Source organism: Pantoea sp. ME81, assembly GCF_903970985.1.
Lineage (GTDB): Bacteria > Pseudomonadota > Gammaproteobacteria > Enterobacterales > Enterobacteriaceae > Pantoea > Pantoea communis.
Map to the genome: position 1 here is coordinate 1 of NZ_CAJCKS010000084.1, position 21,454 is coordinate 21,454.

Here is a 21,454-nt window from a genome sequence, read left to right on the forward strand (position 1 = left end):
CCTGCGTAGGCGCGTGCCGCGCTGATTTGCGCAGACAGTGGCTGGGCAAGGCCATTGGGTTGTGCCGTTAACGCATCGGAGTAGATGACGTTTTCCAGTTGTGGCGTCAGCACATAGAGCGTGCCGCTGAGTGCCGCGACAAAAATAAAGGGCGCGACAAACAGGCCAATATAAAAATGTAAGCGACGAAGTAGATTAAGCACCGCACCACGCGGTGCTGCAGAGTGAGCAGCAGACAAAGCCGTCTTCCTTCCGGTTAGAGAATGCCGTGACGCAAAAAGGTGCGTCGTTAATGATGTTATCAGCAGGAGAGAACAGCAGGCGGCGCACGCGGACGGTGTGTTGGGCTAAAGCGTCGGATCACCGGAGCCTGCAGAGGCGGCAGCGGTGGGGCGCGAGAAATCACCATCATCAGCCAGATGAACGGGATGAACACCCACATCATCAACGGCACATGCACCAGCAGGTCACAGTAGCCGCAGGCGAATTCACCGTCTTCCATCATGTGATGGTCCATGCCCGGCATCGCCATATCCATCATCATTTCGTGATGATGCATCGACATTTCAGACGTCATGCCGTGGGATGGCATATCCATCATGCGGCTTTGCCGTTCCATCAACGACTTCGATACGATCGGCGCGACAAACAGCAGCAGCACCGCCAGGATGGCGATACAGGCAGTCAGGCGCTGGCGAAGTTGATGTGAAAAGATCATGGCGGCGACGAAATGATTCAACAAATGAGGCCGAAGTGTAACGCCATTGCCGCAGAAGGGTTACAGAAACTCAGGCTAATTTAGAAAAAATTCGCACCTTTTGAAAAAAGTCACTTTACGCGCTGTATTTGTTAACCTAAATGCAACCTGATGAGAACAGTGCGGAAACATGTAAACGGAGAAGCGATGAAAATAGTGATGCTGGATGGTGATACGCTGCCTACACCGCCGACACGCCCGGAGTGGTGTGCGGAATGGGATTTTCGTGGAACAACGGCACAGCACGACATTATTTCTGCCTTAAAGGGCGCGCAGATTGCCATCACCAACAAAGTGCCGCTGCGCGCGGAAACACTGAAACAGTTGCCGGATCTGCGCTACATCTGTGTCGCGGCAACGGGTTACGACTGCATCGATTTGGATGCATGTCGTGAACGCGGCATTGTGGTCAGTAATGTGCCCGGCTACTCCACGCGAAGCGTCTCCGAAGGCGTGATTGCCGCCTTATTTGCCCTGCGTCGCCATCTGGTGGATTACGCCAACAGCACGCGCGCGGCCTGGCCTGCATCGTCCCATTTTTGTGTGCATCGCCAGCCGATTCAGGACATTTTCGGTGCGACCTTAGGGATTGTCGGCAAAGGCGACATCGGCAGCGCGGTGGGTGCGATGGCAGAAGCGCTCGGCATGACGGTACTCTACGCGGACCGCAAAGGCAGTTCAGCGCCGCGCGCTGGTTATGTTCCGTTTGAAGAGGTGCTGGCGCGTAGTGATGTGTTGAGCTTGCATTGCCCGCTGACGCCGCAAACTCAGCAGTTAATCGATTTGCAGGCGCTGGCGCAGATGAAGCCGTCAGCCTGGCTAATCAACACTGCACGCGGTGGACTGATCAATGAAACGGAACTGGCCCACGCGCTGCGTCAGGGTGTGATTGCTGGTGCAGCGCTGGATGTGCTCAGCAGTGAACCACCGGCAGCCGATCATCCGCTGTTGCAACCGGATATTCCTAACCTGCTGCTGACACCGCATATCGCCTGGGCCAGCCAGCAGGGAGTGAACAATCTGTTGCGCGGTATTGAAGCTAATCTCGAGGGCTTTGCTCAGGGCAATCCATCGCATGTGGTGAGCTAAGCGCTTAAAAAATCGAGCGGCCCAGTCGCTCGGTGAGTTTCTCCAGCAGCGCGGTGCCCGCCAGAGAGTTACCGGAGTGATCCAGCGCCGGCGACCACACCGCGATACACATCTCACCGGGGATGACCGCGACAATGCCGCCACCTACGCCCGACTTTGCGGGCATTCCCACACGCCAGGCGAACTCGCCTGCACCGTCATACATGCCGCTGGTCATCATCAGCGCATTGACCTGGCGTGCCTGACGCGGTGAGATCACGGCCCACTCATCGTGCTGACTGCGTCCCTGGTTAGCGAGATAGAGAAAGGTGCGCGCCAGCTCTTCACAGCTCATGGAGAGTGAGCAGTAATGGAAGTAGGTTTCCATCACTTTGCTGACATCATTGTGGAAATTGCCAAATGATTTCATCAGCCAGGCAATGGCGGCATTGCGAGCGGAATGCTCGTATTCAGAGCGCGCAACCACACGGTCATAGTTGATGTCGCTTTGCTGAGCCAGGCGGCGCACAATCTCCAGCATACGCTGGCGCGGGGCAGTTAAACGACTCTCCAGCAAGTCACACATCACCAGCGCACCGGCGTTAATGAAGGGATTGCGGGGTTTGCCCTGTTCCAGCTCCAACTGCACCAGCGAGTTAAACGCCTGACCGGAAGGTTCTTTACCCACACGCTGCCAGATCTCGGCATCGTCATACAGCGTCAACGCGACCGTGAGTGATAGCACTTTGGAGATCGACTGAATGGAAAAACGCGTGGAAGCATCGCCAGCCTGAAAGCGCTGACCATCGGGTGTGACAATGGCGATGCCGAGCTGATCAGCATCGACACCGGCCAATGCGGGAATGTAGTCCGCCACCTTGCCCTGTCGCGTTAAAGGACGGACTTCAGCGACAATTTCTTCCAGCAATCCATTCGTGAGTTCTGACACCAGATGGCTCCAATTTTCTTGTTTTTCCGTTTCAAATACGTTTGCGGCTTGTTTCATAGCGCGTATCTGCAGTCATGAAGCCGCTATCAGCTGCGCAATCAAGAGAATGGCAATCGAAGTGCGGTAGTAGAGACAGCATAATCTTTAAGGCCAGGATCATGGTGATTTGCCCCTAACTCGTCAACGGGCGACGTAAAATTCTGTGAGCCTTCCGGGTGAAGCCTGCGTTACAGTGCATAAATCCAGCAAAAACATCGGGCTCACATTATGTTGACCAATCTGTTGCGTGATTTTCCGTCAGCGGTGCAAAGCGGCAGCGCTGAAACCTTCGAAGCGCTGTTGTCACAACCCAATCTCCTGATTGAACGTATCGTTTCAACCGGGCAGGCCAGTCCGCCCGATTTTTGGTACAGCCAGACGCAAGGTGAATGGGTGATGATTTTACAGGGTTCGGCTGGATTGCAGTTGGAAGGCGAAAGCGAAGCGCGCACACTGTTACCCGGCGATTTTATCGATATTCCGGCAGGCTGCCGCCATCGCGTTTGCTGGACCGATAGCCAGGGCCCTACGGTGTGGCTGGCGGTACATTATGGTGAACTGCCCAGCCAACCGTAAAATTCTGTTGCCAATGATTGCGTTACGCGATCGCCTGAGTTAGCTATGCTGACGCCTTTTCGTCGCTGGAATGGCGGCGCTGATGTTATTGAGGATCTGCATGTCTGTTTCGCAAAATGCCAGTCAGCCTGAGAACGCCATGCGCGCCGGACGTTTTATGCTGCTGCAAAAGCTGCTGCGCCGCGATAAAACACCCGTGGCTTTATTGCTGCTCGCCGCACTGGTCGGTGTGCTTACCGGTTTGGTCGGTGTTGCCTTTGACCGCGCGGTGAATTTCATCCTGCATTCGCGCCTGAACTGGCTGGAAAACGCTGCCACTCATCCCCTTTTTAAGGTCCTGTGTGCTTTTCTGGTTTCCGCTGTATTGGGGGCCATTGGTTATTATCTGGTGCGGCGATTCGCGCCGGAAGCGGGTGGTTCAGGCATTCCCGAAATCGAAGGGGCACTGGAAGAGCTGCGTCCGGTGCGCTGGTGGCGCGTGCTGCCGGTGAAGTTTCTTGGCGGTATGGGAGCGCTGGGCTCAGGCATGGTGTTGGGGCGCGAAGGCCCAACCGTGCAGATCGGCGGCAATATTGGCGGTATGTGTCTGGATCTGTTCCGCGTTAAGTCGTCTGAATCCCGGCATACCTTAATCGCCACTGGCGCAGCGGCGGGTTTGTCGGCTGCTTTCAATGCGCCGCTGGCAGGCATCCTGTTTATTATTGAGGAGATGCGTCCGCAGTTTCGCTACAGCCTGATTTCAATCAAAGCAGTGTTTGTCGGCGTGATCGTTTCCAGCATCGTATTTCGTTTATGCAATGGTAATGAAGCCATTATCAACATCGGCCAGTTGCGCGATGCGCCTACCAACACGCTTTGGCTCTATTTGTTGCTTGGCATCCTGTTTGGCGGCTGCGGTGTGGCGTTTAACCGCCTGATATTTCTCGCGCAGGATCAGTTTCAACGATTACATCAAGGCCGCATTGCCGCCTGGGTAATGTGGGGCAGCCTGCTGGCGGGATTGTGTGGTGTGCTTGGCCTGTTTCTGCCTGCTGCGGTGAGCGGCGGAATTACACTGATTCCCGATTTCTCAGCGGGAAGTTACAGCGCGCTGGCCTTGTTCGGTCTGTTCGCCCTGCGGACATTGGTGACAATTTGCTGCTTCTCTTCAGGCGCGCCGGGCGGGATCTTTGCGCCGATGCTCACCCTGGGCACCTTGCTGGGTACCTGTTTCGGTCAACTGTGCATTCACTGGTTCCCCGGTTATCAACTGGAGGCCGCGACTTTTGCCGTGGCCGGCATGGGCGCACTGTTTGCCGCTTCGGTGCGCGCGCCCTTAACCGGCATTGTGCTGGTACTGGAAATGACCAATAACTATCAGCTGATTCTGCCGATGATCATCACCTGCCTGGGCGCAACCCTTGCTGCACAGTTCTTTGGCGGCAAACCGCTGTACTCTTCGATTCTGGCGCGCACGCTGGCTAAGGCTCAGCTCAGCGGTCACGCCAGCGCAAAGATCCACTAAGGACGTTTACCCACGCTGTGTGTCAGCGTGGTCCAGCGGCGCGCCTGTTCGCTAAGACTGAAGCCGAGGCCGTGACGATCGGAGATCAACATACGGCCGTCACGCAGTTCTAACTGCTCATTGAACAGCGGGTTGAGCCATTCAAAATGCTCCAGCCAGGGTTCAATCGGATAGGCTGCTGCGAGATGAATGTGAATCTCCATCGCGAAGTGGGGTGCCAGTTTACGTCCGTGGCGCGCCGCCAGACCCATGATCTGCAGGAATGGCGTAATACCGCCCACGCGCGGCGCATCCGGCTGCACAAAGTCGCTGGCGTTGCCAAGGATGAGTTGCTCATGTTCACGGAAGCTGGTGAGCATCTCACCGGTGGCAATCGGCGTATCTAACGCGGTAGTCAGTGCTGCGTGGCCTTCCACGTCATAGGCATCGAGCGGTTCTTCGATCCACACCAGATTGAATTGCTCCATCTTACGTCCCATGCGAATCGCTGTTTCACGATCCCACTGCTGGTTCGCGTCCACCATTAACGGGAAATCATCGCCCAGTGTCTTACGCACTGCAGTGAGGCGACGCAAGTCTTCAGCAGTATTCGGTTGGCCGACTTTGAGTTTGATGCCGCCAATGCCATTTTCACGCGAGATCGCCACATTTTTGATCACCTGATCAAGTGGCGTATGCAGGAAACCGCCCGAAGTGTTGTAGCACTGCACGGAATCACGATGAGCGCCGATTAGCTTCGCCAGGGGTAATTGGGCACGCCGTGCTTTCATATCCCAAAGCGCAATATCAAACGGTGAAATCGCCTGCACCGCCATGCCGCTGCGGCCCACGGACGCGCCTGCCCACAGCAGTTTGGTGTAAATCTTGTCGATGTCATTGGGATCTTCACCAATCAGCGCATCGGCAATTTCACAAGCATGGGCGTAAATGCCCTGGCCGCCCGCGCGTTTGGAATAGCTAAAACCGATGCCCTGGAAACCGTCACGCGTTTCGATCTCCGCCACGATGATCGCCACTTCTGTCAGCGGCTTCTGGCGTCCAGTCAGCACTTTGGCATCGCTCACCGGCGTGGCCAGCGGCAAAAACGCCAGTGACAGATTGACCCAAACGATGCGGTCACCGCTCTCGGAGGCATTACCGGCTCCTGTTGTTTTGGCATAGCTTACGGCACTGGAATTCACACTCGACATGATGTTCTCCTGTAAATGATTGCGCTAACATTTTGAATCGGAGAAGACTATGCGCCAATAACGTTGAGCTTTAATGCAGAGCCGATCACAGAATGGACAATTCGGGGATTTAAATGATAGCCCTAACATTCGCAGCGTTTTGCGCTGGCTTTGATAGGGCGGCCTGCTATGCTAGCGCTATCTGCTTCTACCCTGAGCCGCCATGAAACTACGCAACCCCGAGCGCAATGCTGCCCCTACGCTGGAAGATGTCGCCCGCGTCGCGGGAATCTCGCCGATGACGGTGAGTCGTGCGCTCAATTCCCCGCATCTGGTTCGACCGGCGACTGTCGCCAAAGTCAAAGCGGCAATCAGCGCCACCGGCTACATTCCCAACGCGCAAGCGGGCAGTCTGGCGAGCAATCGTAGTCGCCTGATTGCCGTTGTGGTGCCGCAAATCAATAACAACATGTTCGTGGACACCATTCAGAGCCTGAATGACAGCCTGAGTGCGCAGGGCTATCACATGCTGTTGTGTGTCACTGGTTATGAAGCGGAAACAGAAGCTGAAACCGTAGCCACGCTGTTGTCTCGCCGCCCGGATGGCATCGTGCTCACCGGAATTCATCACAGCGTGCAGCTGAAAAAAGTGTTGTTACAAGCCAATGTCCCGGTAGTCGAAATCTGGGATATGACGCCCACCCCTATCGATATGCTGGTGGGTTTTTCTCATGAGAAAATCGGCGCGCGCGTTGCCGCTTACCTTGCCGAGCGCGGTTATCAAAAGCCGGGTCTGATATGGACAGATGACCGCCGCGCATTGCAGCGTAAACAGGGCTTGCTGGATGCGTTAATGTCATTGGATATAGAACCGCTGGCTGATGTGCCCGTTCAACTCCCGGCGCTAATGGCACGCGGTCGCGAAGCCAGTTCACAATTGCTGGAGCAACATCCAGATGTCGATGTGCTGGTGTGCAGTTCAGACACGCTGGCGCAGGGCGCATTGATGGCGGCGCAGGCGCGTGGTTTAAGCATTCCGCAGCAGCTGGCGGTGATTGGTTTTGGCGACCTGGATTTCGCAGCGGCAAATTATCCGGCGATTTCAACGGTTCGCATTGACCGGCACCGCATGGGTGAACTTGCTGCAGAGCAATTGTTAAAGCGTCTACAAAATCAGACGGTGGAAAATCTGATTATTGATATGGGGTTTACCATGGTGTCGCGTGATTCGGGTTAACCCAAACTGAACTGCGATCCTCATCACATGCGAAAAATATTTTCCATGTTATAAAAAGTGGAAAATAAATTTCATTTTGAGAGGATTCTATCAATGTCAGCACTGCCTTCATTAGAAACCCTGCTACAGCAGGAAGCTGAGCACCGTTTACCGCAGTTTGATTTCGATTTGGCCTGGCAAATTGGTCAGGGCATTCAACAGCGTGGCCGCGAAATGAATGCGCCAATTGCTATCGAAGTTTATGCTTTTGGGCAGGTGCTGTTTCTGGCGGCGTTACCCGGTTCCGCGCCCGAAAATCTGGAGTGGATGCGTCGTAAACGCAATACGGTGCTGTTGACCGGCCACTCTTCGATGTATGTAGGGTTCGCTAATGAGCAGAAGGGCGAACGTATGGCGCAGCAGCGTAACATTCGCCAGGAAGATTACACCGATCACGGTGGCTCCTTCCCGCTGCTCAGCCCGCAGGGCGCGATCATTGGTGCAGTTAGCATCAGTGGCTTACCTTCTGAAGACGATCATGCTTTAGCGCTGTGGGGAATCAACCAACTGCTGCGCTAATTCCGGCGCAATGAGACGTCATCGAGCACAAAACTGGAAAGCCGGTTTAGCGAAAATGTTAATGGTTGTTGGATGAGGGGAGTGATACAGAGCGGCCTGTTTTTTAAATTCCGGTGAATGCTTACGACTGCTCATTGTTGAACCCCCTACTCGTTGGCATGGTGTCCAATTTTCGGAATTCACTTCAGAGATTGCGCCGCTATTCTTTGCACAGAAAGGAATAGCGGCGCGTTGATGAATAACGAGAAGCCGTTATTTCGCTGCCGGTACTTTCAGCTTATCTCCCGCATCCGTGGCTTTGCGCAGCGTGGCAACATCGCTGGCTTTCACCTCGGCAGCCTCGTTGCCCCATGAATTGCGCACGTAGTTGATCACATCTGCCATCTCTTGATCGTTCAATTTCCATGAGAAGGCAGGCATGCCGGCAGACGTTGGGCGTCCTTCAGTGTGCGGCGCTCGCGCCCCATCCAACAGCGCATGGATCATGTTGGTGGGATCATTCTGCATCGCGGTGTTACCCGCAAAAGCCGGCACCATCCCCGTGATACCTTCTCCCGACAAGCCATGGCAGGCTGAGCAGTCCACCTCATAGCGCAGTGCCGCCTGATCGTGTTTCGTCTTATCCATCACAAATGCAGTTGGCTTAGCCGTTGCAGAAGCGGGCAGGCTGCGCAAATAGGTGGCAATGGCTTTCAGGTCCTGATCATTGAAATATTGCGTTGAGTGCTCAACCGCTTCTGCCATCGGACCGGCCGCAACACTCTCCCCGTTGGAGCCGGTTTTCAGATATTCCGCGATCTGCTCATCGCTCCATTTTCCGATGCCAGCATGAGGATTCGGCGAGATATCAGGTGCATACCATGTCCCTAAGTTGCCACCTTGCAGATACTGGCTGCTGATCTCTCCTCCTAACGCATTACGTGCGGTGTGGCACACACTACAGTGCGCGGGGCCGTCAACGATGTACTTACCACGGTTCCAGGCATCATTCTGCGCACTCTGAGGCTTGAACGCACTGTTATCGAAGAACAACAGGTTCCAACCCGCCATCGCCAGACGAATGTTATACGGGAAGTTCATGCCTGCGTTTTCGTCGATGGCATTTTTCACTGGCTTCTGCACAGAGAAATAGGCCCAGAGATCGTGCATGTCGGCATCGCTCATCTGCGTATAAGCGGTGTAAGGCATCGCAGGATAAAGGAAGCCGTGTTCGCCGCGTCCCTGACGGACCGCATTAAAGAAATCGTGCTCCGTCATGTTGCCGATGCCGGTTTCACGATCGGGTGAAATGTTGGAGGTTTGCAGTGCACCAAAGGGGGTGTCGATCTTGTAGCCGCCGGAAAAGTCCGCGTTGTGGCACGCCGCGCAATCCGCCAGGCGCATCACATATTCGCCACGTTTAATGGCATCTGCGTCACTGCTGTGGAAATCGGCTAACCTGACCTTATCATCAGCCACATTTGAACGTGAGCTGTCCATCACCACCCACATTCTGCCGGTCACGCCAATGGCGGCGACCACGGCCAACGCCGCGAGGGTATAGGTAATTTTCTTTGCCTTCGCCATGATTATGCTCCCACCAGCGGTGCCGGATTATTGATGTACTTCTGGTGGATAGCTTGCGCCGCACGCACCGCCAACGCACCCACGGTGACTGTTGGGTTGTAGCCGCCATTGTTGGGGAAGGCCGAGGCACCGACCACAAACAAATTATGCGCATCCCAGCTTTGCAAGTAAGTGTTGAGCGCGGAAGTACTCGGATCGGCACCCATGACTGCGCCGCCAATGGTGTGCGAGCTGTGCTGCATGTAAGGGTTCCAGCTTTTCTCGGCTTGGTTATCGACCACAATGTGCTGACCGCCGACTTCTTTCATGATGTTGATCGCGCGATCGGTAACAAATTTCGCCATGCGCTGATCATTTTGGTTCCAGTCGAATGTCAGGCGGAGGAGGGGTTGGCCGTGGCGATCTTTGTAGTTGGGATCGAGATCGAGGTAAGCTTCACGCATTGGCATCGACGTGCCCTGGCAGAAGATGGTGCCCGCCGTTTGGTAATCACGCGCATAACCGGCCTTCCATTCGCTTCCCCAGCGTTTGGTGCCGGGACGCAGGCCGTTCATGTTTTGAATCGGACGGCCATTGGTGGAGAAGCCCATAATCCCCGCGCCACCAATAAAATCGAGGTCGCTATGATCGAAGTTGTCACCGTTAAAATCATCGATCTGCACGGCTAAAGCACCGCCGCCGATAAACGGGTTCATGTATTCGTTATCAAAGAAACCGGTCACGCTTGAACACGTCTGATAGTTGTAGTTGCGACCAATGGTGCCACGGCCGGTGAGCGGATCGTATTTCTCTCCGACGCCGGAGAGCAGCATCAGGCGCACGTTATCCATCTGGTAAGCGGTGAAGCATACAACATCGGCAGGCTGGAAACCTTCCACGCCATCCTGAGTGACAAATTTCACGCCTTTCACGGTTTTGCCATCTTCATGCTTCACGGCATGCAGGACTTCTGTCTCCGTCAGCAAGGTGAAGTTTGGGCGGCGCATTAACACCGGCAAAATGCAGGCCTGTGGCGACGATTTGGAGAAGTTGCCGCAGCCGTGGAAATCGCAGAAACCGCAATAGGTGCATGGCCCCATGCTAACGCCTAGTGGGTTAACATAAGCTTGAGACAGGTTGCCAGCGGGTACCGTGAAGGGGTGATAACCCATGCTCTCGGTGGTTTTACGATACTTGCTCATCCAATGGGTATCTTTGAGCGGTGGCGTTGGGTAATCCCGTTTGCGTGCGCCCTCAAAGACGTTGCCGCCCGTGCGTTTTTCACCGTTCAGATTTCCGGCGTAGCCCGAGGTGCCAGCGATGCGCTCGAAGCGATCATAGAAAGGTTCCATTTCGTCATAGGTCACGCCCCAGTCCTGCAACTGTAAGCCAGCCATCTTTTTCGCGCCGTAACGTTCACGGGTCTGCGTCGCGACTTCAAAATCCCACGGTGTGAAGCGCCAGGACATGCCTGCCCAGTGCGTGCCTGCTCCGCCCACGTTCCAGCCAAACTGATACGCGGACCAGTTGCGCACCGGTGCGGCAAGTTGGTCGCTGCGGTTGCGGAACGTGGTGGTTTCGACACTCATCGGCTGCAAAATTTTGCGACGCGTGTGGAAACGCAGTTCATCGGCATCAATCGCCACTGGGAAATCGGTAGAAGTGTCTCGCCACGCGCCACGTTCGATACCGACCACATTTAGCCCGGCGCGGGTTAACTCTTCCGCCATCACCGAACCGGCCCAACCCATACCAACGATCACCACGTCAGCCTTATTTCTCTCTAATGACATTGACTCAGCTCCGGGGTATTAATCGTTGGGGATCAGACTGACAGGAATAAGCGCCAGGTTTTCATTGCGGCGTTCGATATAAGGGCGGTAGTCATAGCGGGCACCAGGAAAACCAATCATCTTCCAGCCCACCATGTTTTTATTACCGCCGTAAATCGGATCGGCTAAATAACCTTCCCGGGCGTTCTGTAGCATTAATTCAAAGAAGGCCTGGCTATTCACCTCTGCCCCCAAATCGATTTTCCCGTCTTCCATTTTTGTGAGGAAATCATCAACCTGCTCAGCATTTAACGCATGGAAGGAGGATTGATATTTTTTTTGTGCCCAGTTTTCCAGCGCTTTTAAACCTGTTAAATAACGTTCCTTTGGTGCGGAGAGAAATTGAGGGCTGCCCATAATTTTTTCTTCGTTTTCAGGATGCAGTGGAGCCTGCAAATAAAGCGCGGCTCCTGAACCGTAATCTCCCGCTAACTGATTATCGAGGAACTCAATACAGCCCGCTTCAGTAGCTGAAGGCCCTAGCTTATCGGCCGGGATTAAACGATCAAAAATGGCTTGTAGATTCTGGCGATCCAGTGGGTTGGTGAGCACCTGGTAACCGTCTTGCCACGCTGGCTGTGGCAAATGGTCGGCACTGAGCTGGGTTTCCAGCGGCACATTGTGCAGCTCTTTTGCGCGCAGTTGCGGTGCCACGGCAAGTGAGGCGACAATACCGCTCAGCGAAAAGAGCGCTTCTCTTCGGTTCATACTTCTTTCCCTTAATCATTCCATCGTCTGATGGACACGGCAGATTAATATTGACAGAGCACGACGTTCCGGACATTCAGACATAGACCGGCCACACGTTAATTAGCGCGCAGCCGTCCACGACGAATCCATGTTCGTTATTATGATTTCTCAGAAAGTATTGAAAGACGTTATGCGCGTGTTGTTAATCAACACGCGATTCCGTAGGCTGGATTTTTCCCGCCATTGCCAAATCTCTTCACGGAAAACCCGTTATTCGGGCCTCCTTTATTTTTAATAAATATATTTTTTCATGTCATCGATGCTGTGACGGGCAATATCCCAGAGATCATCTTCCCAGTTGCGCGGGCTCAATAATTCCGGTGACCATACGCCGTTATATCCCGTGGCTTTCACTGCCGCCACCCAGGCTGGAATATCAACATCGCCCTCGCCGGGCGCGTAATTACGTTGCACCCATTCGTCCCAGGCTTCGCCAGGATGGGCGGCGCGACCATCACAGAAATGCACACCGTAGATCAAATCCTTGTCCATGCGCGCCACTTCATCCGGTGTGGTGCCACCGCCGGCGTGCAGGTGCCAAAAATCGACCACCACGCCAAGGTTATCTTTGCCACTCTGTTTAATCAGATCCAGCGCGTGTTGCAGTGAATTGAAGGCAGTGAAGGCCACCACTTCTATCTGGAATTTAATGCCATGTGGCTTGCCGATATCGGCGATGGCGCAGAGGTTTTCCAGCAAGATGGCGTCACGTGCGGCGTCTGGCAGATGATCTAATTCGGTTAACGCCATAATTTGCACCACCGGGCAGCGCAGTTCCACGGCCGCCTGTACCACTTTCTCCGCTTCACGCAGCAGGGCAGCACGTTCTTCTGGCTGGAAACGACCCATCCGCTTCAAAGCATTAATGCAGGTGATCTCAATCTGATACTTCGCCAGCAGATCACGATATTTTGCGTAACTGCCGCCGTTATCCAGATAGCGATACAGATGTTCAGGCAGAATCTCCAGTCCGCTGTAGCCTGTTTCGTGGGCGATGCGTAACTGAGTGACGGCATTGCTGTACCAGACAGAAACACCATGCAGTGACAACTTCATCTCTCCTCCTTGTTACCTCAGGGTTTCAGGTGAGAGCGTCGTAAGCGCAATTCTCCCTGAGACCAAACACCACCTGGAGTGGCCTTTCCGTCAATCAAGCGGTTGAGGGCTTCATTGACAATTAAATCCAATCGCTGGCTAAACGTGGTCAGTTGCCAGCTGGACAAACTGGCTTCATCGATATCATCAAAACCCACCACCGCCATAAAACGGTTGCCTGCATGCTCTTTAAGCGCCGTCAATGCGCCGAGTGCCAAAATGTCGTTCTCGCAAAACAGGGCGTCAACCCGCTGCTGAGGGGCGTGCGAGTTGAGATAATCACTCAGCACTTCATAACTCCGCTCACGAGAGTACTCGCCTGCAGTGAGCAGTAATTCCAGCGTCAATCCAGCCTCCTGGAGTGCCAGCTTTAGGCCATCCAGGCGCTGGGTATGATGGCTGCTGGTTTCCGGTCCCATCATATAGCCGATACGGGTGTAGCCCTGTGCCAGCAACAGTTCGCCCAGCTGTTTACCCGCGCGTAAACCGTCAACGTTCACCACATCGATATCGGGCTCGTCATTGTTTCGGCACACCTGCACCAGCGGAATCTGATGCATCTCGCGCGCCACGCTAATCAGTTCGTCGGTTAACACGGTGCCGAGAAATAGCAGTCCATCCACTTGCAACTGATCGGCGAGCGTCAGCACGGCGCTGTAATTTTTTCCGCTACCAATATTCAGCAACAACGCCATATAGCCGCGCTGTTGCAACTGACGCGTGACCATGTCGAGCATCAGCATCGAGTGAGGATTCTTCATCTCATCGATCACCACGCCGATAATGTGCGTTTTCTTCTGCGACAGGCTGCGCGCCAGCAGGTTAGGGCGATAGCCCAATTCTGCGGCGATTTTCAATATCTGTTCACGCGCCTTGTCAGAGATGGATGCACCGGGCGTGAAAGCGCGGGATACGGTCCATTTTGAGACGCCGGCAAGTCGTGCGACATCACTTGCTGTGGCTTTGTGGGGCTTCTTTGTTGGTTTATTCATAGCACCTGCGTAGGGATAAAAAGGCGGAGTCCCCTGCATTGAACGTGAAAGCCAACTGAAAATAAACACCTAAGCGCAGGCAAATGAGGCAAATGACATCGAATAACCCTGTTTTTATGATGTTACGATTATGTTTGATCTTTGCACCCGATTGCAATGAGTTTTGCATTCGGGTGCAAATTTAACGGTTTTTGTGATCTTCTTCGCTGAATTGCATGTTGCCAGATTGACTAAAAAGTCGGCATCGCTGACATTCAGCGCTTGTAAGCACAAGAATCATCCTTTTCAGGCCCGATTCTGATGAGATTTGCACTCGGTAGCATCTCGTGAAGTACGGCAGTACGTGCAGTGCAATGGATTCCAGTGCGTGAATAAATAACAAGAATCAGCAGTAACAGATAAGAACATCTACCCTCAACCTAATTTGCACCCGGGTGCAAAAAAAACAGGAGTGACTATGTTAAATGGTGAAAAACACATTCCACGCCCGCTCCGCTGGGCAATGATCGGTGGCGGCCGCCTGAGTCAGGTGGGTTATAAACATCGGTCCGGTGCCTTGCGTGATAATACCGCCTACCAGATGGTCGCCAGCGCCTTTGATATTGATGCTACACGTGGGCGCGAATTTGGCGTCAATCTTGGACTTGCGCCGGAACGTTGTTATGACCACTACCAGCAGTTGCTTGAGGAAGAGGCAAAGCGTGACGATGGGGTGGAAGTGGTATCAATCGCCACCCCCAATGGCACCCATTATGAGATCACGAAAGCGGCGCTGAATGCCGGTATTCATGTGATTTGTGAAAAACCGCTGTTCTTCACCAGCGCGGAAGCGCAGGAGATTAAAGCGCTGGCAGAGGCGAAAAAGCTCATCGTCGGCGTGACATACGGCTTCTCCGGCCATCCATTGTTGATGCAGATGCGAGCCATGATCGCCAACGGCGAAATCGGCGAAGTGCGTATGGTGGAGCTGCAATATACCCACGGCTTCAGCGCCAATGACAGTGCCGATAAATTTAGCGAAGCACAGAAATGGCGTGTCGATCCAAAAATCGCCGGCCCCTCGTTTGTACTGGGCGATATCTCCACTCACACCTTCTACATTTCGCAGCTGGTGCTGCCGCAGCTGAAAGTCAAATCGCTGCTGTGCGATCGCCAAAGCTTTATTCCCTCACGCGCACCGCTGGAAGATAACGCGATGGTGCTGATGCATTACGACAACGGGGCGGTAGGGCGCATGTGGGCTTCATCGATCAACGCCGGTTCAATGGACAGCCAAAGTATCCGTATTATCGGTTCACGCGCCAGTCTGGAGTGGAGTGATTACAACCCGGGCGAATTGAAATACGAAGTGCAGGGCCAGCCAAATCAACTGATGCATCACGGTATGCCGTATTTGCATGAAAGTGCGCTGGCGGATGAGCGTCTGGGTGCATTGCATACTGAAGGCCTGGCCGAGTCCTGGGCCAACATCTACCTCAAATTTGCCATCGCTATCAGTGCCACCCAGCGTGGCGATCAGCACACGCTTGATAACCTGATCTATCCCGACATTAATGCCGGGCTGGAAGGCGTGCGATGGATTGAAAACTGTGTTCGTTCTGCCGACAACGGCGCGACCTGGGTCAACTACCAATAAGGACTGCCATGAAACTCTCTTTTTGTACCGACAGCCTGGGGCATCTGCCGTTTGAGCAAATGCTGGACAAACTGCTGGAACTGGGTGTTTACGGCGTTGAAATGACGACGGGTGGCTGGTCCTCTGCGCCACATTTGCCGACAGAAGCGTTACTGGGCAGTGCCACACAGCGCCAGAACTTGTTGAAAGCACTGGAAAGTCGCGGGATGTCGATTGCTGCTCTGAATGTATCGGGTAATCCGCTGGATCCCGGTGAACTTGGTCAAAAGCATCAACGCGATACCGAAAATGCCCTGGCGTTAGCGGGTGAGTTGGGTGTGAAGAAAATAGTCATGATGAGTGGGTTACCGCCTGCCAGCCCGCATGACACCATTCCCAATTGGATCACCTATACCGTGAGCTGGCCACCGACACTGAAAAACTGCCTCGACTATCAATGGAATGAAGTGGCGATCCCTTACTGGCAAGGGCTGGTGGCGCGCGCGAAGCAAAGTGGGGTCGAGAAATTTGCGCTGGAGAACTTCAGCTCCATGCTGGTGTGGAATCCAGAGACCCTGTTCCGGCTGCGCAATGCGGTGGGCGACATGGTAGGGCTGAACCTTGATCCCAGCCATTTACTGTGGATGGGCGCCGATCCGATTGCCGCAACTCGGGCGCTGGGGCCGGCGATTCATCACTGCCATGGTAAAGATGTGCGGATGGAACGGGGTCTGGTCAATATCAACGGTCTGCTGGAAACCAAACCGGTGGAGGATGTGGCAAACCGCGCCTGGAACTACGTTGCTGTGGGCTGCGGCCAGGATTTGCAGTGGTGGAAGGAGTTCTTCTCCGTGGTCCGTATGATGGGCTACAACGACTGGGTCTCACTGGAAATGGAAGATCTCACCATGTCGGTGGAAGCGGGCATCACCTCATCGATTGCCGCGTTGAAACAGACCATCAGTCAGTAGGCGTTGAGCGCGGTGTGCTGCCGCGCTGTACATCCCGCATCCGCTGCCCGATACTTCGTGTTTATACGAACTATCATGAGGCAGCCTATGCTGGAAAATCACCCGCAGCGCGATGAAATCCGTCTGGAAAATGTATTGGCCGCGCTCGGCAATCCCCTGCGCATGAGTGTGGTCGCTATCCTGGCTGAGGGGGGTGAGCACACGTGCGGATCGCTGCTGAAGGGCGTGTCCAAATCCACCTTAACGCATCACTGGCGCGTGCTGCGCGACAGTGGCGTCATCTGGCAGAAACCTTCAGGCCGTGAAAACCTCTTGTCACTGCGTCGTGACGACCTGGACGCACGCTTCCCCGGGCTGCTGGATGCATTTCTTACGGCTACCACGCTGGATGGTCTGACGCGTGGCACCGTCAACGACTTTCACAGCTCAGCGTCTTAATCCGTTTTTGGCCGCAACAGATAGCCGGAGCGCACATCACCCTCAATATAGCCAAATGCGGATGCGCCAAAGTGCATGCCTGCTACCCGCGTTTTGTCCCTTGAAACCTGTTTGAGAATTGCTTTGCGCGTGGCTTCAGCCAGTGCCGGATCGTTATCAAAGGAAATGGAAACTTCTGGTCGGGCTAACTGAATATGCGGGTAATGCACGATATCTCCCCAGATCAGTAGACGTTCGTCGCATGAATCAATCAGGTATCCGGTATGGCCTGGCGTGTGGCCTGGCAGAGGGATGGCGTGAATATCCGCAGTGATTCTATCCTGTTCAATCAGGTGCAGATTGGGCTCATAGGTCTCCAGCGTACGACGCACTAATAAGGCATTTCTCTGAGTGCGTTCGTTGGCTGTTTCAAGCTTTTCATCATCCCGCCAAAATACCGCTTCAGCCGTAGAGAGATAAAGTTGCGCATTCACAAAGGCGGGTTGACCGTTGGCCGTTAGTAAGCCGCCAATATGATCGGGATGGCAATGCGTGAGCAACAGAGTATCAATGGCGTCGGGGTTAACACCCAGCGCTAACAGATTAGGCTGCAATTCCCCGCCAATATGATTGACGGCGCCCATGCCGCTATCAATCAAGATCGTGCGTCCTTCACCGCGAATCAGATAACAGTAAATATGAATATCACCCGGCACATCGATACCCGATTGCGCTTGAATTGACTCTGCGCAGGGGATATCAATGCCGGAGAGCAGCGTAAGGCTGGCTTTCATGGTGCCATCACTGATAGCCGTGACCAGATAGTGACCCACGCGTTGTGAGGAGAAATGTTTGACCATCATTACCGCCTTTGTTCTTCACCGAAAGAGAAAACGCTGTTTAATCATTAAGCTGCATCAGCAATGAAATATTGCAGGGAACCGGCGGGTGTGACTATCATCCTTTTCGACTGAGTTGAGACCGAAAAAGCTGTGGACATTAAATTATTGCGATCTTTTGCGACTGTGGCGCTGCTGGAACATGTCGGTCAGGCGGCGGAAAAGCTGCATATCTCGGCATCCCCGCTGAGCAGGCAAATTCAACAACTTGAGAGTGAACTCGGCGTCACGCTGTTTCATCGTGAGAAAAAGCGTCTGCGATTGACGGAAGCAGGGCGAAAATTTCTGGATGAGGTCACGCCTTTTCTGCAACATCATGCGCGTCTCACCGATTATGGCCGCAGCCTGACGCAGACGGCCAGGGGGCGTCTGGATATTGGTTATGTTGAGGCGGCGATACATTCGCGCATACTGCCAGATGCCATTGCCCGGATTGATCAGCAAAGCGGCACCGCTATCCATCTGCACGCGATGCGATCCCAGCAACAACGCGAATTACTTGAGGAAAGGGCGCTGGATGTAGCGCTACTGCATACCCCTCCCGAAAAGGGCGACTGGTTTTTGCAGAAAAAAGTGCTGACGGAACCGATTCTGTTAGTCATGCCAAAAGCACAAACCATCGCTACACCCACACCGGCAGATTTACAAAAACAGCGCTGGATCGCCGATCATGCGCACCTCAATCCAGCTGCGCGCGCCCGCTTACTGGCTGCATGTGAGCAAGCGGGTTTCCAGCCGGATATTACCTTTGAGGTGAACGGGCCGCTGGCTGCCCTGGCCTGCGTGGAAGCGGGCCTGGGGTTTACCTTCATTCAACAAAGCCTGGCGAGTCGGGTCGCAGATACCGTTTCACTGGTGATGCTGCCGTGGTTACCGCTGGAGATAACCTTATATGCTGTGTGGCGGAAGGACGATAACAGGCCGCAGATTCGGGAGTTTATTGACGCGCTACCGAGGAGGGATGCGCTCACTTAGTCGCGGCAATGAGCTGTAGCCGATGCGTGCTGATATCCTGATCCGCTAAGCAATGAAAACCCAACCGTTCATAGAAGGAATACGCTGCGTGCGGTGCATGGGTATTGATCAGAGCAAAATGGATGACCGCATCCTGAATGATCTGTTGCAGTAACAACGTTCCCAGCCCCATGCCGCGATAACATTGACCTAAATAGAGATGACGAACCCTGCCAGCCCGACAATTTGTCATGAATGGGTCCTGATTCAGCCCGCCAACACCAATCAGTTGATGGCATGAAAACAGCCCCAATAGCTTTTCGCCAGGGAGATCGAAACAATTGGTGCCGTTGCGCCAATTATCATCGAGCCTGCGAAGCATATTGAAACCCAGGTCGATGCTCTCCGCTTTGAGTGACGAAAATCCGGGGACATACGGGGTAATTGTTTCAACGCGCAGATTCAATTTCTTCTCCTCTCACTGTTGCAGTGGCGACGGGCGTTTTACAACGGCTGTTGTATTTGCAACTACTCACCCGTTAAGTAACGCTCTCATCTTAATAAAATCAACTGCTTAAATTCATGCAAATTTGGCACAACTGCTGCATTGCCCTTTATATATCGAAAAGATTGAACTTGATAGAAATTCATATTTTTAAGCTATATATCGACAGGAGAAGCCGATGTCAGATAAGAAACCCCTGCAATTTGCTTACTGGGTGCCCAATGTGTCCGGTGGATTGGTGATCAGTCAGATTGAACAGCGCACCCGTTGGGACGCGGAGTATAATCGCGAACTGGCAAAAATCGCTGAAAAGGCAGGATTCGACTATGCCCTGACGCAGATTCGATTTACTGCCGGATACGGTGCAGATAACCAGCATGAATCGGTGACCTTCTCACAGGACTTGCTGAGCCATACCTCAACGCTCAAAGTGATTGCCGCACTGCTGCCCGGCCCATGGAATCCCGTGCTGGCCGCCAAGCAGATCGCTACCATCAGCCATCTTTACGGTCCACGCATTGCCGTTAACATTGTCAGCGGCTGGTTCCGGGGCGAATTTAAAGCGATTGGCGAACCCTGGCTCGATCATGAAGAGCGTTACCTACGGTCTGAAGAATTTATCCGCTGCCTTAAAGGTATCTGGCGTGAAGACAGCTTCACCTTTGCCGGAGACTTCTATCGCTTCCGCGATTACGCATTAAAACCCAAACCTCTTTTACCTTTACCTGAAATCTTCCAGGGCGGCAGTTCCCGTGCAGCGCGTGATATGGCGGCACGCGTGTCGGATTGGTACTTCACCAACGGCAATACGCCGGAGGGCGTTCAGCAGCAAATTGAAGACATTCAGGCGAAAGCCATCACGCACGGACATCAGGTTAAAATTGGTTTAAACGGTTTTGTCATCGCCCGCGATTCAGAGCAGGAAGCACAGTCCGTTCTGCAGGAAATCATCGCAAAAGCCAATCCGGATGCCGTTAAAGGTTTCCAGCATGAGGTGAAAAACGCGGGAAGTGCGTCACCGGAAGGTGAGGGCAACTGGGCAAAGTCGTCGTTTGAAGATCTGGTGCAGTATAACGACGGCTTTAAGACCAATTTAATTGGCACCCCACAACAGATCGCCGAGCGCATCATGGCGTTGAAGCGAGTTGGCGTCGATTTGTTGCTGCTGGCGTTTCTGCACTTCCATGAGGACGTCGAATTCTTCGGCCGCGAAGTGATTCCGCTAGTGCGTGAACTGGAACGTCAGGAAAGTCGGGTCTCCGCCTGATATCAAATATGGCGGGCGCGGCCCGCCAGTAGCGCCATCACCATCTGAACCACGGTGACCGCCAGCAACATGATCAGCGGCACCAGCCAGTTACCGCTGGCATCATGTAGCATACCGAAGCACAGCGGGCCAAGTGCCGCCAGCCCGTAACCGACGCACTGCGCCATGCCGGAGAGTTTTGATGCCTGGCGATGATCCTGAGTGCGCAGATTAAACAATGAAAGACTGATCACCAGCGATGCGCCCGCGCCCAATCCAGCCAGAATCAGCCACAAAAGTGACCATGACGGCAGCAGCAGCAAGCCGCTCACCGCAACAAAAATCAGGAATGAAGCGACAAAGCCAATAGCGCGCTGATCGCGCAGTCGTTTGAGGGCGCTCATGCAGGCGAGATTGGAAACGATGGCGACGATCTGATAGACGAACAGCATGCCGCCTGCCTCAACCTGGCTAATACCGTTGTCTTGCGCAAACGGGGTGAACCAGCCAATCAGGGTATAGAACAGCAGTGACTGACTGGCCATAAACAGCGAAACTTGCCACCCCAATGCTGAGCGCCAGGGCGATCGCGTCACGCTGTGGGTTACTGCGGTGTGCACCTGCGGCCCCGACTTTTTCAGAAAAGGTAGCCAGGCGAGCAGCGCGATAAACGCGGGCACCAGCCACACCGCGAGCGACAGACGCCAACCTGCGGAGCTGATTTCAGCCAGCGGCACCGCAATCCCTGATGCAATACTGGCTGAAATCCCCATCAC

22 protein-coding genes are annotated in these 21,454 nt (G+C 54.0%); 10 read left to right on the forward strand and 12 right to left on the reverse strand.

Annotated elements, in window-relative coordinates:
• A partial coding sequence (locus H7A81_RS15755; protein ID WP_182057993.1) for a PepSY domain-containing protein occupies positions 1-239 on the reverse strand: 239 nt, incomplete at its 3' end.
• A 62-nt stretch (positions 240-301) separates the two neighbouring features.
• Entirely contained in the window at positions 302-718 is a 417-nt protein-coding gene (locus tag H7A81_RS15760; protein ID WP_182058004.1) for a DUF2946 domain-containing protein, read from the reverse strand.
• A gap of 186 nt (positions 719-904) precedes the next feature.
• Here H7A81_RS15760 and H7A81_RS15765 point away from each other — a divergent pair, with 186 nt between their 5' ends.
• Positions 905-1,846, forward strand: a complete 942-nt coding sequence (locus H7A81_RS15765) for a D-2-hydroxyacid dehydrogenase (RefSeq protein WP_182057994.1) — start codon at positions 905-907, stop codon at positions 1,844-1,846.
• Between the two features lie 4 nt (positions 1,847-1,850).
• Here the strand turns inward: H7A81_RS15765 and glsB are convergent, their stop codons facing one another.
• Entirely contained in the window at positions 1,851-2,777 is a 927-nt protein-coding gene (glsB, locus tag H7A81_RS15770) for a glutaminase B (protein WP_058962017.1), read from the reverse strand.
• Between the two features lie 264 nt (positions 2,778-3,041).
• Here glsB and H7A81_RS15775 point away from each other — a divergent pair, with 264 nt between their 5' ends.
• Together H7A81_RS15775 and clcA are read left to right on the forward strand one after the other, a co-directional pair.
• Entirely contained in the window at positions 3,042-3,389 is a 348-nt protein-coding gene (locus H7A81_RS15775; protein WP_160834154.1) for a cupin domain-containing protein, read from the forward strand.
• A 100-nt stretch (positions 3,390-3,489) separates the two neighbouring features.
• Positions 3,490-4,893, forward strand: coding sequence for a H(+)/Cl(-) exchange transporter ClcA (gene clcA, locus H7A81_RS15780; protein ID WP_160866994.1), 1,404 nt, complete (start codon positions 3,490-3,492; stop codon positions 4,891-4,893).
• On the opposite strand, the gene H7A81_RS15785 is transcribed toward clcA, so the two are convergent.
• The gene (locus H7A81_RS15785; protein WP_182058005.1) at positions 4,890-6,086 is read right to left on the reverse strand and encodes an L-talarate/galactarate dehydratase; all 1,197 of its coding nucleotides are present in this window, start codon (positions 6,084-6,086) and stop codon (positions 4,890-4,892) included. The genes clcA and H7A81_RS15785 overlap by 4 nt on opposite strands.
• A 199-nt stretch (positions 6,087-6,285) precedes the next feature.
• On the opposite strand from H7A81_RS15785, the gene H7A81_RS15790 reads away from it, so the two are divergent.
• Positions 6,286-7,299 (forward strand): LacI family DNA-binding transcriptional regulator, encoded by a 1,014-nt coding sequence (locus tag H7A81_RS15790; RefSeq protein WP_182057996.1) that lies wholly within the window; start codon positions 6,286-6,288, stop codon positions 7,297-7,299.
• Between the two features lie 93 nt (positions 7,300-7,392).
• The gene (locus tag H7A81_RS15795; protein ID WP_034830236.1) at positions 7,393-7,857 is read left to right on the forward strand and encodes a heme-degrading domain-containing protein; all 465 of its coding nucleotides are present in this window, start codon (positions 7,393-7,395) and stop codon (positions 7,855-7,857) included.
• Positions 7,858-8,109: 252 nt separating this feature from the next.
• Here H7A81_RS15795 and H7A81_RS15800 read toward each other — a convergent pair whose 3' ends face one another.
• From H7A81_RS15800 to H7A81_RS15820, 5 genes are all read right to left on the reverse strand, one after another.
• On the reverse strand, positions 8,110-9,423 hold the full coding sequence (locus H7A81_RS15800; protein WP_182057997.1) for a cytochrome c: 1,314 nt from the start codon (positions 9,421-9,423) through the stop codon (positions 8,110-8,112).
• Positions 9,424-9,425: 2 nt separating this feature from the next.
• Positions 9,426-11,195 (reverse strand): GMC family oxidoreductase, encoded by a 1,770-nt coding sequence (locus H7A81_RS15805; RefSeq protein ID WP_182057998.1) that lies wholly within the window; start codon positions 11,193-11,195, stop codon positions 9,426-9,428.
• An 18-nt stretch (positions 11,196-11,213) separates the two neighbouring features.
• On the reverse strand, positions 11,214-11,942 hold the full coding sequence (locus H7A81_RS15810) for a gluconate 2-dehydrogenase subunit 3 family protein (protein WP_182057999.1): 729 nt from the start codon (positions 11,940-11,942) through the stop codon (positions 11,214-11,216).
• A gap of 273 nt (positions 11,943-12,215) precedes the next feature.
• Positions 12,216-13,040: a sugar phosphate isomerase/epimerase gene (locus tag H7A81_RS15815; protein ID WP_166932479.1), complete on the reverse strand. Its 825-nt coding sequence runs from the start codon at positions 13,038-13,040 to the stop codon at positions 12,216-12,218.
• Between the two features lie 17 nt (positions 13,041-13,057).
• A complete protein-coding gene (locus H7A81_RS15820; protein ID WP_182058000.1) occupies positions 13,058-14,071 on the reverse strand; it encodes a LacI family DNA-binding transcriptional regulator in 1,014 nt (337 codons plus the stop codon).
• Between the two features lie 457 nt (positions 14,072-14,528).
• On the opposite strand from H7A81_RS15820, the gene H7A81_RS15825 reads away from it, so the two are divergent.
• The 3 genes from H7A81_RS15825 to H7A81_RS15835 all read left to right on the forward strand — a co-directional run bounded on the left by H7A81_RS15825 (position 14,529) and on the right by H7A81_RS15835 (position 17,095).
• Complete coding sequence (locus H7A81_RS15825) at positions 14,529-15,707, forward strand: Gfo/Idh/MocA family protein (protein ID WP_166932483.1); 1,179 nt, start codon at positions 14,529-14,531, stop codon at positions 15,705-15,707.
• 8 nt (positions 15,708-15,715) lie between these two features.
• Positions 15,716-16,657 carry a sugar phosphate isomerase/epimerase gene (locus tag H7A81_RS15830; RefSeq protein ID WP_182058001.1) on the forward strand — a complete coding sequence of 314 codons (942 nt, stop codon included), beginning with the start codon at positions 15,716-15,718 and terminating at the stop codon, positions 16,655-16,657.
• Between the two features lie 87 nt (positions 16,658-16,744).
• A complete protein-coding gene (locus H7A81_RS15835) occupies positions 16,745-17,095 on the forward strand; it encodes a helix-turn-helix transcriptional regulator (RefSeq protein ID WP_166932487.1) in 351 nt (116 codons plus the stop codon).
• On the opposite strand, the gene H7A81_RS15840 is transcribed toward H7A81_RS15835, so the two are convergent.
• Positions 17,092-17,937, reverse strand: a complete 846-nt coding sequence (locus H7A81_RS15840; RefSeq protein WP_370529959.1) for an MBL fold metallo-hydrolase — start codon at positions 17,935-17,937, stop codon at positions 17,092-17,094. The two genes, H7A81_RS15835 and H7A81_RS15840, sit on opposite strands and share 4 nt — an antisense overlap.
• A gap of 129 nt (positions 17,938-18,066) precedes the next feature.
• Between H7A81_RS15840 and H7A81_RS15845 the strand changes: the two genes are divergently transcribed.
• On the forward strand, positions 18,067-18,948 hold the full coding sequence (locus tag H7A81_RS15845) for a LysR family transcriptional regulator (RefSeq protein WP_097118741.1): 882 nt from the start codon (positions 18,067-18,069) through the stop codon (positions 18,946-18,948).
• Here the strand turns inward: H7A81_RS15845 and H7A81_RS15850 are convergent.
• A complete protein-coding gene (locus H7A81_RS15850; RefSeq protein ID WP_058962008.1) occupies positions 18,941-19,393 on the reverse strand; it encodes a GNAT family N-acetyltransferase in 453 nt (150 codons plus the stop codon). The genes H7A81_RS15845 and H7A81_RS15850 overlap by 8 nt on opposite strands.
• A gap of 217 nt (positions 19,394-19,610) precedes the next feature.
• Here H7A81_RS15850 and sfnG point away from each other — a divergent pair, with 217 nt between their 5' ends.
• A complete protein-coding gene (gene sfnG / locus H7A81_RS15855) occupies positions 19,611-20,699 on the forward strand; it encodes a dimethylsulfone monooxygenase SfnG (protein WP_182058002.1) in 1,089 nt (362 codons plus the stop codon).
• Between the two features lie 2 nt (positions 20,700-20,701).
• Here the strand turns inward: sfnG and H7A81_RS15860 are convergent.
• Positions 20,702-21,454, reverse strand: a 753-nt coding sequence (locus tag H7A81_RS15860; protein ID WP_182058003.1) for an MFS transporter, incomplete at its 5' end; no start/stop codon positions are given.

Bases quoted from the DNA above. Each gene is read 5' to 3' on its own strand.
- H7A81_RS15760 (WP_182058004.1), bottom strand. From the start codon at position 718: ATGATCTTTTCACATCAACTTCGCCAGCGCCTGACTGCCTGTATCGCC.
- H7A81_RS15765 (WP_182057994.1), top strand. From the start codon at position 905: ATGAAAATAGTGATGCTGGATGGTGATACGCTGCCTACACCGCCGACA.
- H7A81_RS15775 (WP_160834154.1), top strand. From the start codon at position 3,042: ATGTTGACCAATCTGTTGCGTGATTTTCCGTCAGCGGTGCAAAGCGGC.
- clcA (WP_160866994.1), top strand. From the start codon at position 3,490: ATGTCTGTTTCGCAAAATGCCAGTCAGCCTGAGAACGCCATGCGCGCC.
- H7A81_RS15790 (WP_182057996.1), top strand. From the start codon at position 6,286: ATGAAACTACGCAACCCCGAGCGCAATGCTGCCCCTACGCTGGAAGAT.
- H7A81_RS15795 (WP_034830236.1), top strand. From the start codon at position 7,393: ATGTCAGCACTGCCTTCATTAGAAACCCTGCTACAGCAGGAAGCTGAG.
- H7A81_RS15800 (WP_182057997.1), bottom strand. From the start codon at position 9,423: ATGGCGAAGGCAAAGAAAATTACCTATACCCTCGCGGCGTTGGCCGTG.
- H7A81_RS15805 (WP_182057998.1), bottom strand. From the start codon at position 11,195: ATGTCATTAGAGAGAAATAAGGCTGACGTGGTGATCGTTGGTATGGGT.
- H7A81_RS15810 (WP_182057999.1), bottom strand. From the start codon at position 11,942: ATGAACCGAAGAGAAGCGCTCTTTTCGCTGAGCGGTATTGTCGCCTCA.
- H7A81_RS15815 (WP_166932479.1), bottom strand. From the start codon at position 13,040: ATGAAGTTGTCACTGCATGGTGTTTCTGTCTGGTACAGCAATGCCGTC.
- H7A81_RS15820 (WP_182058000.1), bottom strand. From the start codon at position 14,071: ATGAATAAACCAACAAAGAAGCCCCACAAAGCCACAGCAAGTGATGTC.
- H7A81_RS15825 (WP_166932483.1), top strand. From the start codon at position 14,529: ATGTTAAATGGTGAAAAACACATTCCACGCCCGCTCCGCTGGGCAATG.
- H7A81_RS15830 (WP_182058001.1), top strand. From the start codon at position 15,716: ATGAAACTCTCTTTTTGTACCGACAGCCTGGGGCATCTGCCGTTTGAG.
- H7A81_RS15835 (WP_166932487.1), top strand. From the start codon at position 16,745: ATGCTGGAAAATCACCCGCAGCGCGATGAAATCCGTCTGGAAAATGTA.
- H7A81_RS15840 (WP_370529959.1), bottom strand. From the start codon at position 17,937: ATGATGGTCAAACATTTCTCCTCACAACGCGTGGGTCACTATCTGGTC.
- sfnG (WP_182058002.1), top strand. From the start codon at position 19,611: ATGTCAGATAAGAAACCCCTGCAATTTGCTTACTGGGTGCCCAATGTG.